Annotated in this window: 16 protein-coding genes; 8 read left to right on the top strand and 8 right to left on the bottom strand. The window is 51.6% G+C overall.

Annotation, left to right across the window (positions count from 1 at the left end):
* Window positions 1-11 precede the first annotated feature (11 nt).
* From rlmH to ACO0LL_RS09520, 6 genes are all read right to left on the bottom strand, one after another.
* Window positions 12-482, bottom strand: coding sequence for a 23S rRNA (pseudouridine(1915)-N(3))-methyltransferase RlmH (gene rlmH / locus ACO0LL_RS09545; protein ID WP_422950615.1), 471 nt, complete (start codon window positions 480-482; stop codon window positions 12-14).
* A 98-nt stretch (window positions 483-580) separates the two neighbouring features.
* Complete coding sequence (rsfS, locus tag ACO0LL_RS09540) at window positions 581-1,324, bottom strand: ribosome silencing factor (RefSeq protein WP_422950614.1); 744 nt, start codon at window positions 1,322-1,324, stop codon at window positions 581-583.
* Window positions 1,325-1,328: 4 nt separating this feature from the next.
* Window positions 1,329-2,003 carry a nicotinate (nicotinamide) nucleotide adenylyltransferase gene (gene nadD / locus ACO0LL_RS09535; RefSeq protein ID WP_422950613.1) on the bottom strand — a complete coding sequence of 225 codons (675 nt, stop codon included), beginning with the start codon at window positions 2,001-2,003 and terminating at the stop codon, window positions 1,329-1,331.
* Window positions 1,994-2,893 carry an oxygen-dependent coproporphyrinogen oxidase gene (gene hemF, locus ACO0LL_RS09530; protein WP_422950612.1) on the bottom strand — a complete coding sequence of 300 codons (900 nt, stop codon included), beginning with the start codon at window positions 2,891-2,893 and terminating at the stop codon, window positions 1,994-1,996. The genes nadD and hemF overlap by 10 nt, the downstream gene beginning before the upstream one ends.
* 108 nt (window positions 2,894-3,001) lie before the next feature.
* Window positions 3,002-4,276, bottom strand: coding sequence for a phosphoribosylamine--glycine ligase (gene purD, locus ACO0LL_RS09525; RefSeq protein WP_422950611.1), 1,275 nt, complete (start codon window positions 4,274-4,276; stop codon window positions 3,002-3,004).
* A gap of 1 nt (window position 4,277) precedes the next feature.
* Complete coding sequence (locus tag ACO0LL_RS09520) at window positions 4,278-5,003, bottom strand: YebC/PmpR family DNA-binding transcriptional regulator (protein ID WP_422950610.1); 726 nt, start codon at window positions 5,001-5,003, stop codon at window positions 4,278-4,280.
* 130 nt (window positions 5,004-5,133) lie between these two features.
* On the opposite strand from ACO0LL_RS09520, the gene ACO0LL_RS09515 reads away from it, so the two are divergent.
* Window positions 5,134-6,804, top strand: coding sequence for a helicase HerA-like C-terminal domain-containing protein (locus ACO0LL_RS09515; RefSeq protein WP_422950609.1), 1,671 nt, complete (start codon window positions 5,134-5,136; stop codon window positions 6,802-6,804).
* 116 nt (window positions 6,805-6,920) lie between these two features.
* On the opposite strand, the gene ACO0LL_RS09510 is transcribed toward ACO0LL_RS09515, so the two are convergent.
* On the bottom strand, window positions 6,921-7,091 hold the full coding sequence (locus tag ACO0LL_RS09510; RefSeq protein WP_422950608.1) for a hypothetical protein: 171 nt from the start codon (window positions 7,089-7,091) through the stop codon (window positions 6,921-6,923).
* Window positions 7,092-7,309: 218 nt separating this feature from the next.
* Between ACO0LL_RS09510 and ACO0LL_RS09505 the strand changes: the two genes are divergently transcribed.
* The 4 genes from ACO0LL_RS09505 (at window position 7,310) to ACO0LL_RS09490 (ending at window position 11,812) form a co-directional block, all read left to right on the top strand.
* Window positions 7,310-8,221 carry a DMT family transporter gene (locus ACO0LL_RS09505; protein ID WP_422950607.1) on the top strand — a complete coding sequence of 304 codons (912 nt, stop codon included), beginning with the start codon at window positions 7,310-7,312 and terminating at the stop codon, window positions 8,219-8,221.
* A gap of 29 nt (window positions 8,222-8,250) precedes the next feature.
* The gene (locus tag ACO0LL_RS09500) at window positions 8,251-9,225 is read left to right on the top strand and encodes a quinone oxidoreductase family protein (protein ID WP_422950606.1); all 975 of its coding nucleotides are present in this window, start codon (window positions 8,251-8,253) and stop codon (window positions 9,223-9,225) included.
* A gap of 11 nt (window positions 9,226-9,236) precedes the next feature.
* Entirely contained in the window at window positions 9,237-9,380 is a 144-nt protein-coding gene (locus tag ACO0LL_RS09495; protein WP_422950605.1) for a hypothetical protein, read from the top strand.
* A 170-nt stretch (window positions 9,381-9,550) separates the two neighbouring features.
* Window positions 9,551-11,812 carry a DUF1631 family protein gene (locus ACO0LL_RS09490; protein WP_422950604.1) on the top strand — a complete coding sequence of 754 codons (2,262 nt, stop codon included), beginning with the start codon at window positions 9,551-9,553 and terminating at the stop codon, window positions 11,810-11,812.
* Window positions 11,813-11,856: 44 nt separating this feature from the next.
* Here ACO0LL_RS09490 and ACO0LL_RS09485 read toward each other — a convergent pair whose 3' ends face one another.
* Complete coding sequence (locus ACO0LL_RS09485; RefSeq protein WP_422950603.1) at window positions 11,857-12,492, bottom strand: DUF4136 domain-containing protein; 636 nt, start codon at window positions 12,490-12,492, stop codon at window positions 11,857-11,859.
* Between the two features lie 289 nt (window positions 12,493-12,781).
* On the opposite strand from ACO0LL_RS09485, the gene pepN reads away from it, so the two are divergent.
* From pepN to ilvD, 3 genes are all read left to right on the top strand, one after another.
* Window positions 12,782-15,460: an aminopeptidase N gene (pepN, locus tag ACO0LL_RS09480; protein WP_422950602.1), complete on the top strand. Its 2,679-nt coding sequence runs from the start codon at window positions 12,782-12,784 to the stop codon at window positions 15,458-15,460.
* Between the two features lie 43 nt (window positions 15,461-15,503).
* Entirely contained in the window at window positions 15,504-16,505 is a 1,002-nt protein-coding gene (locus ACO0LL_RS09475) for a class 1 fructose-bisphosphatase (protein ID WP_422950601.1), read from the top strand.
* 375 nt (window positions 16,506-16,880) lie between these two features.
* Window positions 16,881-18,755 (top strand): dihydroxy-acid dehydratase, encoded by a 1,875-nt coding sequence (gene ilvD / locus ACO0LL_RS09470; RefSeq protein ID WP_422950600.1) that lies wholly within the window; start codon window positions 16,881-16,883, stop codon window positions 18,753-18,755.
* Window positions 18,756-19,029 lie beyond the last annotated feature (274 nt).

The raw sequence follows: 19,029 nt of genomic DNA, 5'->3' as shown, positions 1-19,029 counted from the left end.
CTTGGTATAGCTCATACCCGGTGATAAGGGTGGTTCTGGGTAATTGACCAGGCGCGGTATAGTTGTTCGGCCAGCAGCACTCGTACCATGCCATGTGGCAGGGTCAGGCTGGAAATGCGTATCAGGGTATCGGCCCTGGCCTTGAATTCTGCATCGAGACCATCAGCTCCGCCGATGATGAAGACCACATCACGGCCATCCTGCTGCCACTGCGTGAGGTTTTGCGACAGGGCGACGCTGGTCCAGTCCTTGCCGCGCTCATCCAGGGCGACGATGCGGGCATTTTTGGGTATCACGGCCTCGATTTTGGTGCGCTCCAGGGCCATGACGCTTTCAGCCGTTTTGCTGCCTGAGCGCTCAACTGGTTTGATTTCCTTGAGGATGACGCGGCATTCTGGCGGCATGCGCTTGGCATACTCCTGAAAGCCTGTTTCTATCCAGGAGGGCATTTTGTGGCCGACAGCGGCGATGATCAATTGCATGTTTGTGTCTGCTTGCTGCAAATAGGGTCTTGAAACTGCGTATTGCTTAAACAAATGGCTGCACCAGGCAGCCATTTGGATTCAAAACTAAACAGAGATTATTCCTCTGTTGCTTTCTTACGTGCCGGAGCGCGTTTTGCTGGCGCTGCGGCAGCATTGGCAGTACGTTTTTCTGCCGCTTGCTTGGCAGAGGCAACAGCAGTTTTAGTTGCTGCCACTTTGACGCGGCCACCGGTTGGGATCTTGGCTGGTTTGGCGGCAGTAGTGCCATCAGCAGCTTTGCGGGTTGCTGGTTTACGTGCTGGCTTGCCTTCAGCATCGCCAGTAGTTTTGGTAACGCGCGGTTTGCGCGCTGGTTTCTTTTCATCTTCCAGCGTGGTCTGGATAGCCATCATGTCATGTGTTACTTCCAGCGTAGCAGCTTTGCCAGCCACTTTGCGGACGCGTTTAGGCTTGTCGCTGTCTTCTTCTGCCTCGACCTTTTTAGCCGAAGTACGCTTGGCCGCGCCGAATTTGACAGGCTTGTCGCCCCACAACTCTTCCAGGCGGTAGTAAGCGCGGATGGCTGGTTGCATGATGTGGACGACGATGTCGCCCAGATCGACCAGTACCCATTCGCCAGTCGCTTCACCTTCCATACTGACGATAGTGCCGCCGTTTTCCTTGACTTTGTCGCGTACGGACGCGGCCAGAGCCTTGGTTTGACGGTTGGATGTACCAGAGGCGATACAAACGCGGTCAAACAGGCTGGTCAGGTGTGTGGTTTCAAACAATTGTATGTCTTGCGCCTTGACGTCTTCCAGAGCGTCAATGACCAGAGTTTGCAGTTTTTTAATATCCATATTTTTATTGGTAGATAGTTTGTTGTTGTAGGTAGTCTAGCACCTTGTGCGGGACTAGCAATCTTGTTGTCGGGTTATGCTGTTTTAATTCAGTACGTAGTTGGGTCGCAGATACATCTTGCGCCAGATTTCTCTCCAGATAAGTGCCACCGGCTGGCCGTGTGCGCATTTCCAGGGCGCTGATGGCATTTTTCTTCCAGACGTCAGCAATGTCGGGGCTGCTGATATCGAGGCTGAAACCCGGGCGTGATGCAGCACACAAATGCGCTACTTCAAGCAAGGCCTGCCAATTGCGCCAGGTGTGCAAATTTTGCAACTGATCTGCACCCATGGCAAATACCAGTGATGCCTCATCGCCAACTTCTCTGCGTAGCTGGTGCAAGGTATCGATGGTGTAATTACTTTTACCCTGTTCTGCGCGGATGATTTCTTGCTCATCTATCCTGACAGGGCAGAGTTGCCAGTCTTCAAAAGCCAGCTTCAGCATGGCCAGTCGTTGTGCTGCTGAGGCTTGCAACTCATTCTTTTGCCATTGCTGGCCTACGGGAATGATGCGCAATTCATCCGGCTGCAATGCCGTCGCCAGGCTATGGGCAAGGGCGACATGCCCCAGATGCACAGGGTCAAAGCTGCCACCGAGTACCAGGATACAAGGTGGTGCTGCAGTTGTTATACCCATTCCCGGTGTACCAGAAAGTCTGTAGCCAGTGCTGCTTCCGGGCTGCCAACCTCCGGTTTCCAGTCATAACGCCATTTGACGATGGGGGGCATGGACATCAGTATGGATTCTGTCCTGCCGCCAGACTGCAGGCCAAAATGCGTGCCGCGATCAAATACCAGATTGAATTCTACATAGCGGCCACGGCGATAAGCCTGGAAATCACGCTCACGCTCGCCATATTCCTGGTTTTTGCGACGTTCCAGGATAGGGCGATAAGCTGGAATAAATGCATCACCGACACTGCGCATCATGGCAAAACTACTGGCAAAATCCTGCTCATTGAAATCATCAAAGAAGATGCCGCCCACGCCACGCGCTTCTTTACGGTGTTTCAGGTAAAAATACTCGTCACACCATTTCTTGAAGCGGGCATGCAAGCCTGTGCCGAAAGGCTGGACCGCCATTTTACATGTTTGGTGAAAATGCGCCGCATCTTCAGTAAAACCATAATACGGCGTCAAGTCCATGCCGCCGCCAAACCACCAGACATCTTCCTGCCCTTCGGCGCGGGTAGTGAAAAAGCGTACATTCATGTGCACAGTGGGCGCATACGGGTTGCGTGGATGAAGAACCAGCGAGACACCCATGGCTTCCCACTGACGGCCAGCCAGCTCAGGACGGGCGGCAGCGGCGGATGGTGGCAGGTTTTTACCCATGACATGCGAGAAATTCACACCACCACGTTCAAATACCTTGCCTTCTTCTATCACACGCGAGATACCGCCTCCGCCTTCAGGGCGTTGCCAGGTATCGGTAATAAAAGTATGGCCATCAACTTCTTCAAGAGCCGCGACTATAGCAGCCTGCAAGCCCAGGAAGTAGTTTTTAACCGCAAGTGTATCTGTCATTCTGCTATCTACTCTAAAAAACGCAAGGGGCTGGACTAGTCTTTGGACTATTCTCAACCCGCTTTAAAAGATCGGTGGCGCACATGAAACATGTACGCCTGGCAAGGATTAATGCTTGCGGTTCAGCGCACGCCAGCCTATGTCGCGGCGGTATTGCATACCGTCGAAATGGATTTTTTCCACTACGTCATACGCATGTTTTTGCGCCAGTTTGACGGTGTCACCCAGGCCAACCACGCACAACACACGGCCACCGGTCACGTTCAAAGTCTTTTCATTGAGCGATGTACCAGCATGGAAGGTCACGGTGTCTGCGGTCTCTGCCGGGATGCCGGTGATTTTGTCACCTTTGCGTGGCGCATCAGGGTAACCAGCAGCGGCCATGACGACACCCATGGCTGTGCGCCTGTCCCATTCCAGCTCTACCGTATCAAGCGTTCCATTGACTGCATGTTCAACCACGTGCAGCAAATCTGTTTTCAGGCGCGCCATGATAGGCTGAGTTTCCGGGTCACCCATGCGGCAATTGAATTCCAGGGTTTTTGGATTGCCCTGGTCATCGATCATCAGGCCAGCATATAAAAAGCCGGTGAAGACGATGCCATCCTTGGCCATGCCTTGTACCGTAGGCACGATGATTTCGCGCATGACGCGGGCATGCAATTGTGGCGTCACGATAGGGGCTGGGGAGTAGGCACCCATGCCGCCCGTATTCGGGCCTTCGTCATTGTCGAGCAGGCGCTTGTGGTCCTGGCTGGTTGCCAGTGGCAAAATATTCTTGCCATCAACCATGACGATGAAACTGGCTTCTTCACCTGCCAAAAACTCTTCAATGACTACGCGCGCGCCAGCATCACCGAGCTTATTGTCAGACAACATCATATCGACAGCTGCATGCGCTTCTTCAGCGGTCATGGCAACAACCACACCTTTACCAGCCGCCAGGCCGTCGGCCTTGATGACAATAGGTGCGCCCTTGGCATTGATGTATTCATGCGCAGGTGCCAGCTCAGAAAAGGTCTGGTATTCAGCCGTGGGAATAGCATGCCTGTGCATGAAAGCCTTGGCGAAATCCTTGGAGCTTTCCAGCTGTGCAGCTTCTTTGCTCGGGCCAAAAATTTTCAGGCCACGGTCGCGGAAGATATTGACGATACCGGCAGCCAGCGGCACTTCAGGGCCGACTACGGTAATGCCTATGTTTTCTTGCTCGGCAAAGTCTGCCAGTGCTGCCGGGTCTGTGATATTGATGTTTTTCAGACGGCTGTCAGCGCCGGTACCACCATTGCCGGGGGCGACAAAAATAGTTTGTACACGTTCAGATTGCGCCAGTTTCCAGGCGAGGGCATGTTCACGGCCACCAGAGCCGACTACGAGTAATTTCATCTTAATCTTCTATGATGGCGTTGGTGAATACTTCTTGTACATCGTCGAGGTTTTCGAGGGCATCCAGCAGTTTTTGCATCTTGATGCCTTCGTCACCAGCAAATACGGTCTCAGTATTTGGTTTCATGACGACTTCAGCGACTTCTGCCTTGAAGCCGGCTTTTTCCAGACTGGCACGCAAGTCAGACAGGCTGAATGGTGCGCACAATACTTCTATGCCGCCTTCTTCATCAGTGACTACATCATCAGCACCGGCTTCCAGGGCCGCTTCCATCAGGGCATCTTCATTCGTGCCTGGGGCAAAAAACATCTGGCCGCAGTGCTGGAACAAAAAGGCGACCGAGCCTTCAGTGCCCATATTGCCACCGTATTTGTTGAAGGCATGGCGTACTTCTGCTACTGTGCGTACGCGGTTGTCTGTCATGCAATCGACCACGATGGCGGCACCGCCTATGCCATAACCTTCATAACGTACTTCTTCGTAATCTGCGCCTTCTAGTGTGCCAGCGCCGCGTTGTATCGCGCGCGTGACGTTTTCTTTTGGCATATTGGCGTCAGCCGCCTTATCTACTGCCAGACGCAGGCGGGGATTGGAATCGACATCCTCACCACCCATGCGTGCTGCAACCGTGATCTCCTTGATCAGACGCGTCCATATCTTGCCGCGTTTGGCATCGGTTGCTGCTTTTTTATGCTTGATATTGGCCCATTTACTATGTCCTGCCATGATCGCTCTTTCCTGAATTGACAATAGCTCACCCTGAGGGCGGCAATTTTGCCTGGCTTGGTTTTATAATGAAGACCAGTATTTTACCATAGTGGCACCGACCGACTTCCCCAAATCACCCTCCAAAACTATGTCAAAACCTCTGTTGATCGCTAAAAACACCGAATTCGACTTGAATTTATTGTCAGACTGGGCCAATCGCCATGGTTGTATTACTGGCGCGACGGGTACAGGCAAGACCGTTACTTTGCAAACCCTGGCCCAGGCGTTTTCTGGAATTGGCGTACCAGTCTTCATGGCGGACGTCAAAGGTGACCTGTCCGGCATGGCCAAAGCAGGTAGCGCCACCAGCAAAATCCAGCAAAGGCTGCAAGCCCTGCAAGTCGATGAACCCAAATGGCAGGCTTGCCCGGTCACATTCTGGGACGTGTTTGGCAAACAGGGGCACCCGGTACGTGCCACAGTATCTGATCTTGGCCCTTTGCTGCTAGGGCGCATGTTGAACCTGAATGAAACCCAGGGAGGGGTCTTGCAACTGGCCTTCAAGATCGCCGACGACCATGGTTTGCTGTTATTGGATACCAAGGATTTGCGCGCCATGCTGCAATACCTGGCGGAGAATGCGTCTGAATTCCAGACCGAATACGGCAATATTTCTGCCGCCAGTGTCGGTGCTATCCAGCGTTCATTGCTGACCATCTCTGAGCAGGGCGGCGAGCAATTCTTTGGCGAACCCATGCTGAACCTGGATGACATGATGCAGACTGACGGCGATGGCCGCGGTTTTGTAAACATCCTGGCGGCAGATCAATTGCTGCAGTCACCACGCCTGTATTCGACCTTTTTGCTATGGATGCTGTCTGAATTGTATGAGCATTTGCCAGAAGTGGGCGATGTTGATCAGCCCAAGATGGTGTTCTTCTTTGATGAGGCTCATTTGCTGTTTGATGAGGCACCTAAAGTTTTGCTGCAAAAGATAGAGCAGGTGGTGCGTTTGATACGCTCTAAAGGTGTAGGTGTGTATTTCGTCACGCAAAACCCTCTGGATATTCCTGATACGGTGCTGGGGCAACTCGGTAACCGTGTTCAGCATGCTCTGCGCGCTTATACGCCCAAGGATCAAAAAGCAGTGCAGGCTGCGGCAGAAACTTTCCGACCCAATCCCAACCTCGATACTGCAGCGGTGATTGCCGAACTCGGAGTTGGTGAGGCCCTGATTTCCTTCCTTGATGATAAAGGTCGGCCCAACATCGTGCAACGCGCACTGATCGTGCCGCCATCGTCACAGATAGGGGCAATCACTGCTGATGAATGCCAGCAAGTCATACAAACTTCCATCGTCGCTGGTGTGTATGAAAAGCATATAGACCGCGAATCTGCGTATGAAAAACTGACAGGTCGGGTAGCGGCCCGTGCTGCTACGGCGGATAAGGAAGATAGTCTGCAACCCGGCAGCAGGGCAGAGCCTGCAGCGACAGATGCCAATGGCTGGGGTAATGCACCTTCGGCTGCGTCTTCGCCGGCAGTACCATCGGCACCAGCAGTACCAGCAGCCCCGTCGGTTTCAAGCCGTCCCGTATTCAATTCAGGTCGTGCAGCTCAGCCTGCGCCAGCGCAAGAAAGTGGTGGTGGTGTAGGTGATACGCTGAAAAGCGTGTTTGGCAACCTGCTTGGTGGCGGTGGTTTGCGCCGCAAGGATAATGTGGTCGAGACCATGATCAAATCGACGGTCAGGACCATGGGTTCTCAGGTGGGGCGCGAAATTATTCGCGGTGTGCTAGGTTCCATAATGAAGAAATGAGCTTGCCGGTATTTCGCATGGCATCTCAGATGGGATTTCACGCGGGATTTCGTGCGATATTTCGCGCAGTATTCACATTTGTCAGCAGAGCCCCAAAGCTCTGCTAACAAGCAAAATTATTCCTGATCCTGGTTGTTATTGACCAGACGCCTGAAAATGCTGTTCAGGGAGCTGTCGTTCTGCTTTGGCGATACATTTTTAGTCTGTCTTTGCGGCATATCCGTTGTCATCGCACGTTTAGGGCGGAGTACCGGCTGATCTGCATACTGTAAGCGTGGTGTGTACATTTGGGTTTCTCCTGCAATGTGGTTCATGCTTATCAGTGTAGGGAAAGATGCTTGATTTAATAGTTACACAAAGTCACTTTTGGCAACTAAATGTAAAATCTCATGTGAAACATTGTTAGTTCTTTGCTACGCGGAAATTAATTGCTTTCTGAAGTGCAATTTATGTGTGAAATTACGAATTTAGACCGTGTAACAGTTTGCCGCTCATTCAACGATTTATGCTTACAGAACAAACGAAATTACTTGCCCGCCGTCATTATCTGACTGGCCTTGCCATTGCACTGGTTGGTGCCATCCTGTTTTCTACCAAGGCCATCGTCGCCAAACTGATTTATCGTTACAACGTCGATGCAGTCACGCTGATCTGTTTTCGCATGGCATTTTCGCTTCCCATTTTTGCGGCGATTGCCATCTGGCAAATGCATAAGTCCGGTAGCCTGAGCAAAGCGGATCGCTGGCGGCTGGTTGCCTTGGGCCTGGTTGGCTATTACCTGTCGTCTTTCCTGGATTTCCTTGGCTTGCAATATATCAGCGCGGGTCTGGAGCGTTTGATCCTTTTCCTGACGCCATCCTTTGTTTTGCTGATATCCGCCTTCTTTTTGAAGCGTGCCGTCAGCAGGCTGGAATGGGCAGCTTTGCTGGTGTCTTACCTTGGCATCGTCCTAGTGTTTTTCCACGACCTTAAATTGGGTGGCGAGTATGTGTTACTGGGGTCTGCGCTCGTGCTGGGCGCTGCAATTTCTTATGCCATCTACCTGATACAGTCGGGTCAACTGGTGCAAAGACTGGGTTCCTTGCGACTGGTATCGTATGCGATGTGTGTTTCCAGTGCCGCCTGCATAGGCCAGTTTTTTATTTTACGTCCTGCCAGCATGCTGGTGCAGCCGCTTGCTGTATATTCATTGTCTATAGTGAATGCCGTCATGTGTACCGTATTGCCAGTGTTCATGACCATGATTGCTGTAAAGCGCATAGGCGCAGCGACAGCTTCGCAGGCAGGCATGATAGGGCCGGTATCGACATTGTTTCTGGGCGCTTATTTTATTGGCGAACCCATCACTAGCTGGCAGCTGGCCGGCACAATATTGGTCATGGGCGGCATGTATTTGCTGTCCAGGAAAAAAACCTAAACGCAGAAAAACTTATTCAGGAGGGGTAAATGGTCAAGGCAATCCGCATACAGCAAACCGGTGGTCCGGAAGTCATGGAATATGTCGATGTAGAGCTGGGCACCCCCGGCGCGGGCGAGGTGCTGGTAAGTCAAAAGGCTTGCGGCCTGAATTTTATTGACGTGTATTTCCGCACTGGTTTATATCCACAAGCGCTGCCGGGTGGCCTGGGCATGGAAGGTGCAGGCATCGTTGAGGCAGTTGGCGCAGATGTTAAATACGTGCAAGTTGGTGACAGGGTTGCCTATGCCGGACGACCAACCGGTGCTTATGCTGAGGCCCGCATTATGCCTGCAGATAATCTGGTGCGCCTGCCTGACAGCATCAGTTTTGAGACTGCCGCCGCCATGATGCTGCAGGGGCTGACGGTGCAATACCTGTTTCACCGTACTTTCCCCTTGCAGGGCGGGGAAACAATATTGTTCCATGCTGCCGCTGGTGGGGTAGGCCTGATTGCCTGTCAGTGGGCACGTGCCATTGGCGTCACCATGATAGGTACGGTGGGCTCGGATGAGAAGGGTGAACTAGCCAAAGCGCATGGCTGCGCCCATGTCATCAACTACAACAAGGAAAATTTTGTTCAGCGAGTTCGTGAAATTACGGACGGAAAAGGGGTGCCTGTCGTTTATGATTCCATCGGGAAGGACACTTTCATTCCATCGCTGGATTGTCTCTCGCCCTTGGGCATGATGGTCAGCTTTGGCAATGCGTCTGGGCCGGTGCCTGCATTTGGCCTGAGTGAGCTCGCTTCACGCGGTTCTTTATTCATTACACGCCCGAGTTTGATGAGTTATACGGCCAAACGTGATGATCTGGAGCAAATGGCTGCGCACTTATTTTCCATGGTGGAGAGCGGCAAAGTTAAAATAGACATACGCCAGCGTTACCCTTTAAGTGAGGTGGCGCAAGCCCACCGTGAGCTGGAAGCCCGTAAAACAACGGGTTCCAGCATATTGATTCCCTAAAGCAAGAAAATATGACAGAAGTAACACCACCATCAAAAACGACAGATAAAGAAAGCGGTAGCCCAAAATTTGGGCGCCTGCTGCTGGTTCTTATTTTTGCCGTCATGCTCATAGTAGTTATTACGCTGGGGTCAGAGGCTTACTATACTAATTAGTGAGCCTTGAATACGGGGTCGTGCAATTTTGCAGCTTTGTTGTTTTACTGCACTATTCGGTAGGATTCTGGCATTGCGCAAGCCTGTGCGGCTTGGCAGAATGCAAGTTTTTGGGCACGTACGCTGGCGCCTGAGTATGATTGATAACCTGAGCATAATAAAAAAGAGCGATGGATACTATTCCACTGAATAATGCCAAGACGAGCGAGTTTTCCAGCTCTAGCCGTTTGCTGATACTGCAAAGTTTGGTGCCTATCGCCACCAATCTGGTTTCCTCGCAAATTGAGGCATTTACTGGCCGCCTGACCGAGGCTTTGTTCAAACTGTCTGATCAGACCATCAGGCCAGAAGAGGTTGCGACCAGTTTTGCTGCCTACCAGCAGTTAAAGCGTAATGGCACTACCTTCTACCGCCTGGTTGCAGGCCAGGTCAATGCGGCGCTCGCCAAAGAAGTCAGTGTCGTCAATACCCGCAAACGTGCCAGGACGGATGAAGGCAAGCAGGATTTTTCCCTGGTCAGTTTTGAAGAGATGGAAAGCAAAGTGCTCAGCCGTAACCTGAGCCAGTCGCTGGAAGTGACCAATGCCGAGTTGCTGGTCGCCCTGAATGTGCGCATAGGCCATATCCTGCGCCGCACACCGATCAGTGTTTCGCAAAACCCTTTTCGTCCGGAATTATTTGTCAAGGCCGTCCACCAGGCGTGGATGGAGCTGGAACCCAATCCCGAGACCCATCATCTGATCTTGCGCTTGCTGCGACCGGAATTGTTCCTGCAACTCGGTGCTATTTATCGCGAATTGAATCAGGCCCTGGTAGAGCGCGGTATTTTGCCAGAACTGAATGATGGTTATCGTAACAAGCAAAAAAAGAACATGATGTCAGGCTCAGACGATATCAGTAACCGCGACCCTTATCTGGAAAATAAGCTGCGCAATATCTTCTCTGGCAATGCGCCTGCCGGGTCTTTTGGCAATACCGTTACCGGAGGTGGAGGTAATGGGGGCGGTGGCCATGCCATGGATGGCGGGGGTATGCCCTATACCGGTGGGCAGGATGCTGGTGGCGGCAATGGAAACGGAAACGGCGGTGGAGGTGGCTATGGCGGTGGTAGTCATGGCGGCGGTGGCATTGGCAGTGGTAATGCGCCCGACATGGTCACCATAGACAGGCAGTTTTTTGATTACCTGACCAGCGTACAAAGGGATTTTTCTGCCAATCCCATGCCTACCGATACGGCACATCTGCGGCAATTGTCACAGCAACCCAATGCTGGTGGACTGACCCATATAGATCAAAGCACGATAGAGTTGCTGGCGCGTATTTTTGACTATGTCTTTAACGACACCAGCATACCCGCCGATATCAAGAATCTTATCAGCCAGTTGCAGATACCGACTTTGAAAGTGGCTTTACTGGACAAGGATTTCTTTTTCAAGGAAAGCCATCCGGCACGGGTATTGATAGACACGCTGGCAAAATCCAGCGTCCTGCTCAATAGCGACACCACTTCAGAAGACCCGCTCTATCAGATGATAGAAGGCATAGTTGAAAGGGTGCAACAGGATTTTGACCAGCAGATAGAACTGTTTTCAGATGTCGTTGCCGACCTCGAAGCATTCCTCAAGGATGAGGAGCAGCAAACCGAAGTTGCGATCAGCGAACCGGTAGCCGTCGCGCTGAAACAGGAAAAAATGCGCCTGGCGCGCGAGTTTGCCGAAAATGATGTTGCCATCAGGGTTGAAACCGGTGAGGTTGCAGGTTTCCTGGAAACCTTCCTCAAGGAGCAATGGATCAGGATTTTGACGATATCGCATAACGTCAAGGAAGAAAAACCCAACGCCCTCGAAAATGCTCTGAGGACGATGGATGACCTGATCTGGAGCCTGAAACCCAAGAATAGTGCAGAAGAACGCAAGGAGCTGGTCAGCAAACTGCCAGCCATGCTGTCGCTGCTGAATGCCTGGCTCAATGCGATCAAATGGGATGAGCCCGAACGCGTTATCTTCTTTTCCAAACTGGCTGAGCGCCATGCCGCAATTGCCCGCGCCCCGCTGGAGTTTTCACCACGTCGCCAGCTTGAAATTGCCGTCAATATCGCCCAGCGCGCCAGTGAAAAACGCCTGAACCGCCATGTACAGGATCAGATAGAGCAGCCGGTTGATGAATGGGCGCGCGTTATAGAAACCATGGAACGCGGCATCTGGGTCGATTTCACGAGGCAGAATGGCGTTACCACGCGCTTCAAGCTGGCCTGGGTCAGCCCCAAACGTACCCGCTATATCTTCACGAATCGCCAGGGGCATGACGCCTTTTCGGTTTCCAGTGAAGAATTGATTACCCAGTTCCGCGAGGGCAGGGCTATACAGATTGTGGCTGAATCGGTGGTTGATCGCGCCCTGGTCGAGGCACTGCGCGATCCTCCGGCAGCTTAGTCAATACAGGCGGCATAGTCACTCCATCAGAGTGACTATGCCGGTTAATCCTTTATGGTCAATTCCACATTGCTGGTGCTGCCATTCTTGCCTGGGAAGTCTTTCAGTGCGCTATCCATCAGGTAAGGAATATACAGCGAAATCTCAGGATTGAATTGCTCGCTACTGGCCTTGATGTCCGCCAGTTTCTTGTTGCCGTTTAATTCTGTAATACGTATCTGTAGCTGGTGCAGGTAGGTGCTGCGCACACTGATATCCGTCCAGCCACGGGGATAGCCTGGCCAGCCCCAGTAACCCGGATAATAAAGATAGTGGCGGCGATAAATGCCCCGGCTGAAATGCAGGCCCCAATATGGGTCATAGATACCAGGCTGCCACAATGGAGATGCCTGGATTTCCCTGAGAGTACTGGCATACTGCAATTCAACTTTCAGGACAGGCGCTGTGCCGGTCGCCACCTCCTTGAAACCCAGAGTTTGCAGGCGGGTTCTGAGCAAGTCTTCATACAGCTTGTGCTCGGGATTGTTTTCCTGCCCCGGTGCACGTTCAAAGATATAAGACTTATCCTGTGTGGCGCCTGGCCATTCATGGAAGACGCTGACCTGGCTAGTGAATGTTGTCGCACATCCGCTCAGCAGCAGACTGCAGGCGAGGGCGAAGAATAGGGTGAACTTTTTCATTTTTACTGCTCCTTCAAACATACTTTTACTATAGTTCCATAGTATGCCTGATTAAGAAAATTTGTTGCTCTTACTGTAACGGGTTGTATCGACTTTGTTACCACATCCCAATTTTCATGTCGGGAAGAGGCGAGTGATAAAAATTTAATGTTTTAATCAAACTTTTTGCCTTAATTTGCATCTATTCAAGTGAATTTATCCCTGTACGGGCACAGCTTGGTAAAATGGCGGTCTTTACAGGGTTCAAAAGACTTTGTCATTCAACTTATTTTCGCGAGATATTCCATCCATGCGTAACGATATTGCCAGCAAACCAGAGACAATTTTCCGTAAAGACTATGTAGCCCCGGGATTTTGGGTAGATACGGTAGAAATGGGTTTCGACCTTGATCTGAGTGCCACCCATGTAGCCACCCGCATGACCATGCGCCGCAATCATGACAGCAGCGAGAAAGACCTGGTCTTGTTTGGCGAATCCCTGAAATTGCTGCAATTGCGCATGAATGGCGTGAACCTCAAAAAGTCTGCCTACAAGATAGAAGGCGAGACCTTGCGCATAGCCAATGCACCGGATGAAGTCACGCTGGAAATTGAAACCCTGATCAATCCGCTCAAGAATACCTCCCTGTCCGGCCTGTATGCATCCAACGGTAATTTCATTACCCAGTGCGAGGCAGAAGGCTTCCGCAAGATCACCTGGTTCCCTGACCGCCCTGACGTCATGGCGAAATACACTGTCATGCTGCGTGGCGACAAGAAAAAATTCCCTGTGCTGCTCAGCAACGGTAATCTGATAGAAGAAGGTGACCTCGGTGATGGCCGCCATTTCGCCAAGTGGGAAGACCCGTTCAAAAAGCCTTCTTACCTGTTCGCGCTGGTCGCTGGCAAGCTGGTTTGCCAGGAAGAAGACTATAAGTTGAAATCTGGCCGTAAAGTCTTGCTGCAAGTCTGGGTAGAAGACGGTAATCTGGATAAAACTCAGCATGCCATGGATTCCCTCAAAAACAGCATACGCTGGGATGAAGAACGCTTTGGCCTGGAGCTGGACCTTGACCGCTTCATGATCGTTGCCACTGGCGACTTCAATATGGGCGCGATGGAAAACAAGGGCTTGAATATTTTCAATACCAAGTTTGTGCTTGCAAATCCATCTATCGCTACTGACGTTGATTATGCAGGTATAGAATCTGTCGTTGGTCATGAATACTTTCATAACTGGACAGGCAACCGCGTTACTTGCCGCGACTGGTTCCAGTTATCCTTGAAAGAAGGCCTGACGGTTTTCCGTGATCAGGAATTTTCTGCCGACCTGGTAGGTACAGCCACGGGTCGCGCCGTCAAACGCATAGAGGACGTGCGCCTGCTGCGCCAGGTACAATTCTCAGAAGATGCCGGCCCTATGGCTCATCCGGTACGTCCTGATTCTTTTGTAGAAATCAATAACTTCTACACCGTCACGATTTATGAAAAAGGTTCAGAAGTCGTACGCATGTATTACACCTTGCTGGGTCATGATGGCTTCCGCAAAGGCATGGACCTGTATTTCGAACGCCATGATGGCCAGGCCGTTGAATGTGATGACTTCCGCGCTGCGATGGCAGATTCCAGTGGCCGTGACCTGACTCAGTTTGAACGCTGGTATAGCCAGGCCGGTACGCCACGCGTGAAGGTTGATGCGACTTACGATGCAGATGCACAGACTTATTCCATAACCCTGAGCCAGTCTTGCCCGGCTACACCAGGCCAGGCAGAAAAACTGCCTTTCCACATCCCGGTTGCCATGGGTTTGCTGGGTGCAGATGGCAAGGACATTCCTTTGCATAGCTCAGCGTACGAAGCACAGGCTGGTGCGACCAGTCTGGTACTGGAACTGACAGAAGCCAGCCAGACTTTTGTATTTACCGGTGTTAGCAGCAAACCAGTACCATCCCTGTTGCGCAATTTCTCTGCACCAGTCGTGCTGGAAATCGACTACAGTGATGAAGAACTGGGACTCTTGCTGGCGAATGACAGCGACCCGTTCAACCGTTGGGAAGCTGGTCAACGCCTGGCCACACGTCGCCTCGTCAAACTGACGACTGCAGTACAGCAAGGTGAAGAGCTGAGCCTGGACAGCATGTTCATCGAAGCCCTGCGCGCTACTCTGAATGATGCCAGCCTTGACCCAGCTTTCCGTGAACTGGTGTTGACACTGCCATCCGAAGCCATGATTGCTGAAGAGTTCAAGGTCGTTGACCCACAAGCCATCCATACCGCACGCCAGTTTGCCCGCGCCACCATCACAGAACATCTGCGCGCTGATTTGTTGAGTGCTTATGAAGGTCACCTGACTCCAGGCAAATACAGCCCGGATGCACAATCCATGGCCAAACGTGGTTTGAAAAACCTGGCCCTGTCTTATTTGCTCGAGTGGTCAGATGAATCCACTTTTGATCTGGCGAAAACCCAGTTCGATGAAGCAGAAAACATGACAGACCGTCTGGCGGCTTTGACATCCCTGACTAACTTCAGTGGCAATGACAAGCAAGCCAAATCGGCAGCCAAGTCCTTAAAAGCCTTTTATAAAGACTTCAAGAAAGAAGCCCTGGTTATCGACAAATGGTTCATGTTACAGGCAACTGCACGTACCACCGATGTTGCCAAGGTGCGTGAATTGATGACGCATCCAGCATTTACATTGAACAATCCTAATCGCGCACGCAGTTTGACGTTTGCTTTCTGCAATGCCAATCCATCCCGCTTCCATGCGGCTGATGGCAGTGGTTATGCCTTGTGGGCAGAGCTGGTGATTGCACTTAACAAGCTCAATCCGCAAGTCGCAGCTCGCCTGGCACGCAGCATGGACCGCTGGAAAAAATATCCAGAAAGCCTGCAAGTGCATATGAAGGCGGCACTGCAAAAAGTAGCAGATACCAAGAAGCTGTCGAAAGACGTGCTGGAAGTAGTCAGCAAGGCACTTGCGTCTTAAGCAAACAATTTACAAGAATTACTGAAAAAATCGAGAGATCAACATGAAACGTGTAAGCCTGACCCAGTACCTGGTCGAAGAGCAGCGCCTGAATAATTCGATACCGGCAGAACTGCGCCTGCTGATCGAAGTCGTCGCACGCGCCTGCAAGACCATCAGCCATGCAGTAGGCAAGGGCGCATTAGGTGAAGTGCTGGGCACAGCCGGTAGCGAAAACATTCAGGGCGAAGTGCAAAAGAAACTCGACATCCTGTCGAATGAAATCTTGCTCGAAGCCAATGAATGGGGCGGCCACCTGGCAGCCATGGCATCGGAAGAAATGGAAAGCATACATCCGATACCTAACCGCTATCCGCAGGGCGAATACATGCTCCTGTTTGATCCACTCGATGGTTCCAGTAATATCGACGTCAACGTCTCCATCGGTACCATCTTCTCGGTATTGAAAGCACCAGACGGCATGGGCAAACCAACCGAGCAGGATTTCCTGCAGCCAGGCAGCAAGCAGGTCGCCGCCGGCTATGCCGTATATGGCCCGCAAACAGTGCTGGTGCTGACGACAGGCAATGGCGTCAATTGCTTCACCCTCGACCGTGAAATGGGTTCATGGGTGCTGACACAGCGCAATATGCAAATCCCGGCAGACACCAAGGAGTTCGCCATCAACGCTTCCAATACCCGCCACTGGTATCCACCAGTCACGCGCTATGTTGATGAAATGCTGGCAGGCGGTACTGGCCCTCGCGGCAAAGAATTCAATATGCGCTGGATCGCCTCCATGGTTGCTGACGTACACCGCATCTTGAACCGCGGCGGTATCTTCATGTACCCGGCCGACAAGCGTGAACCAGACAAGGCCGGCAAACTGCGCCTGATGTACGAAGCCAACCCCATGTCCTTCATCGTAGAACAGGCTGGCGGCGCATCGACCGACGGCAAGCAACGCATGCTGGATATCCAGCCAGAAAAACTGCACCAGCGTGTGGCGGTTTTCCTGGGTTCAAAAAATGAAGTGGAAAGAGTGACGCAATACCATCAAGAATAACTGGCCTGAATGTAATAAACAAAAAACGCGAAGTTTGATGCTTCGCGTTTTTTTATTGGTTGTTAGTGTTTTGGATATAGACCTCTCAACACAGCGGGAGGAAATACTTCTTGCAAGAAGTCTTCGTTACGCAGGCGTGTGGCATACCACACGAATTCCCTGCTACACCACGGAGACACAGAGTAAACACCGAGAAAATCAAATCTTAAAAAGACGCTCAGGTTTTCTCTTGCCTTTCTCTGTGTCTCCGGGGTGATCTTTTTGGTTTGATACTTAAAACGACCTAATTCTCAATAAATTCCATATTTGACATATGATTATACGAAGCGCATGCTGATATAACATTTTCATTTTATCGCCAGCCTGGAGTAAGACATGCCCGCATACCGTTCCCGTACCACCACCCATGGCCGCAATATGGCCGGTGCCCGCGCCCTGTGGCGTGCGACTGGCATGAAAGATGGTGATTTCGATAAGCCTATCGTTGCCGTCGTCAATTCCTTTACCCAGTTCGTGCCTGGTCATGTACATCTCAAAGACCTGGGCCAGATGGTGGCGCGTGAGATTGAAGCGGCTGGTGGTGTAGCAAAAGAATTCAATACGATAGCAGTGGATGATGGTATCGCCATGGGCCATGGCGGTATGTTGTACTCACTGCCTTCACGCGAACTGATTGCTGACTCTGTTGAGTACATGGTCAATGCCCACTGCGCTGATGCCATGGTGTGTATCTCCAACTGCGATAAAATCACGCCCGGCATGCTGATGGCAGCCATGCGTTTGAATATCCCTGTCGTGTTTGTTTCCGGCGGCCCTATGGAAGCGGGCAAGGTGCTGGAGACTTTGCATCCCAAACAGACTGGTGAACAAAGAATAGTAAAGATTGATCTGGTCGATGCCATGATCAAGGCTGGTGACAGTAATGTGTCGGATGAGGAGATAGGCCGTATAGAGCGTTCTGCCTGTCCTACCTGTGGCTCATGTTCTGGCATGTTCACTGCAAACTCCATGAATTGCCTGACCGAAGCACTGGGTCTGTCCTTGCCTGGCAATGGTACGATTTTGGCGACACATGCTGACCGCAAGGAACTGTTCTTGCGCGCAGGCCGTTTGGTGGTTGAGCTGGCCAAGCGCCATTACGAACAGGATGATTATTCCATCCTGCCACGGTCGATTGCCAACAAGGCGACCTTTGAAAATGCCATGGCGCTGGATGTATCCATGGGTGGCTCTACCAATACCGTCTTGCATTTGCTGGCTGCAGCGCATGAAGCGGGCGTGGATTTCAAGATGGCAGATATCGACCGCATCTCGCGCAAAGTACCTTGTCTCTGCAAAGTCGCACCGATGACCGATAAATACCATATCGAAGACGTGCACCGCGCTGGCGGCATTATCTCTATTCTCGGTGAGCTGGCACGCGCTGGTTTGCTCGATACTACGCGCCCGACCGTACATAGCCCGACCATGGCAGATGCGATTGCGCAAAACGATATTGCCGTGACTGACAATGCTGCGGTACGCAAGCTGTTCAGTGCTGCTCCAGGCGGTGTACCTACCCAAACAGCCTTCTCGCAAGACAAACGTTTTGACAGCCTCGATACTGACCGTGAAGCTGGCTGCATACGTGATAAGGCGCATGCTTATTCTCAAGATGGTGGCCTGGCAGTCTTATACGGCAATCTGGCAGAAAAAGGCTGTATCGTCAAAACCGCAGGTGTTGATGAAAGTATCTTGAAGTTCACCGGCAAGGCCCGCGTGTTTGAAAGCCAGGATTCTGCGGTAGAAGCCATCCTCGGCGATACTGTGCATGAAGGCGATGTCGTCATCATCCGTTACGAAGGCCCTAAAGGTGGCCCCGGCATGCAGGAAATGCTGTATCCAACTTCTTACATCAAATCCAAGGGCCTGGGCAAAGCCTGTGCTTTGTTCACTGATGGGCGTTTCTCTGGTGGCTCTTCCGGCCTGGTGATTGGTCATGCCTCGCCAGAAGCTGCCGAGGGTGGAACGATAGGTTTGGTGGAAGAGGGTGATATCATAGAAATCGATATTCCCGCTCGCAGCATCAATCTCAAAGTCAGCGACGCCGACCTGGCACAGCGCAGGGCGGCGATGGAAGCACGCGGGCCAGATGCCTGGCAGCCGGTAGGCCGTGAGCGTTATGTCTCACAAGCCTTGCAGGCTTATGCTGCTTTGGCAACATCGGCTGACCGTGGTGCGGTCAGGGATATCACGCAATTGAAACGCTAAATCAATATTTGATCCTTATTTTGATTGCTATTAAAGCAGATTAAAGTAGCTTAAAGCAGAGTGTGTTGACCTGGTTCACACACTCTTTTTTATGGACTTTGAATAAGTCTGCGCAAGAACTACCCCGGCACTATCTCCAGCATTGTTTGTATACTCTGCAAAGTTCCAGGGCTTTACTTGCTTTTCGCGCTCTTGCCCATACATGACATGAAATAAAACGATCGTTCACCGCAACAGGTAGGAAATGCGCGCCTCGTTTATACTCTAGTCTGGG

It is taken from the genome of Undibacterium sp. TC4M20W (genome assembly GCF_049340245.1).
GTDB lineage: Bacteria > Pseudomonadota > Gammaproteobacteria > Burkholderiales > Burkholderiaceae_D > Undibacterium.
The sequence above is the reverse complement of the archived record's forward strand: the minus strand, read 5'-3'. Positions and strand labels throughout refer to the sequence as shown.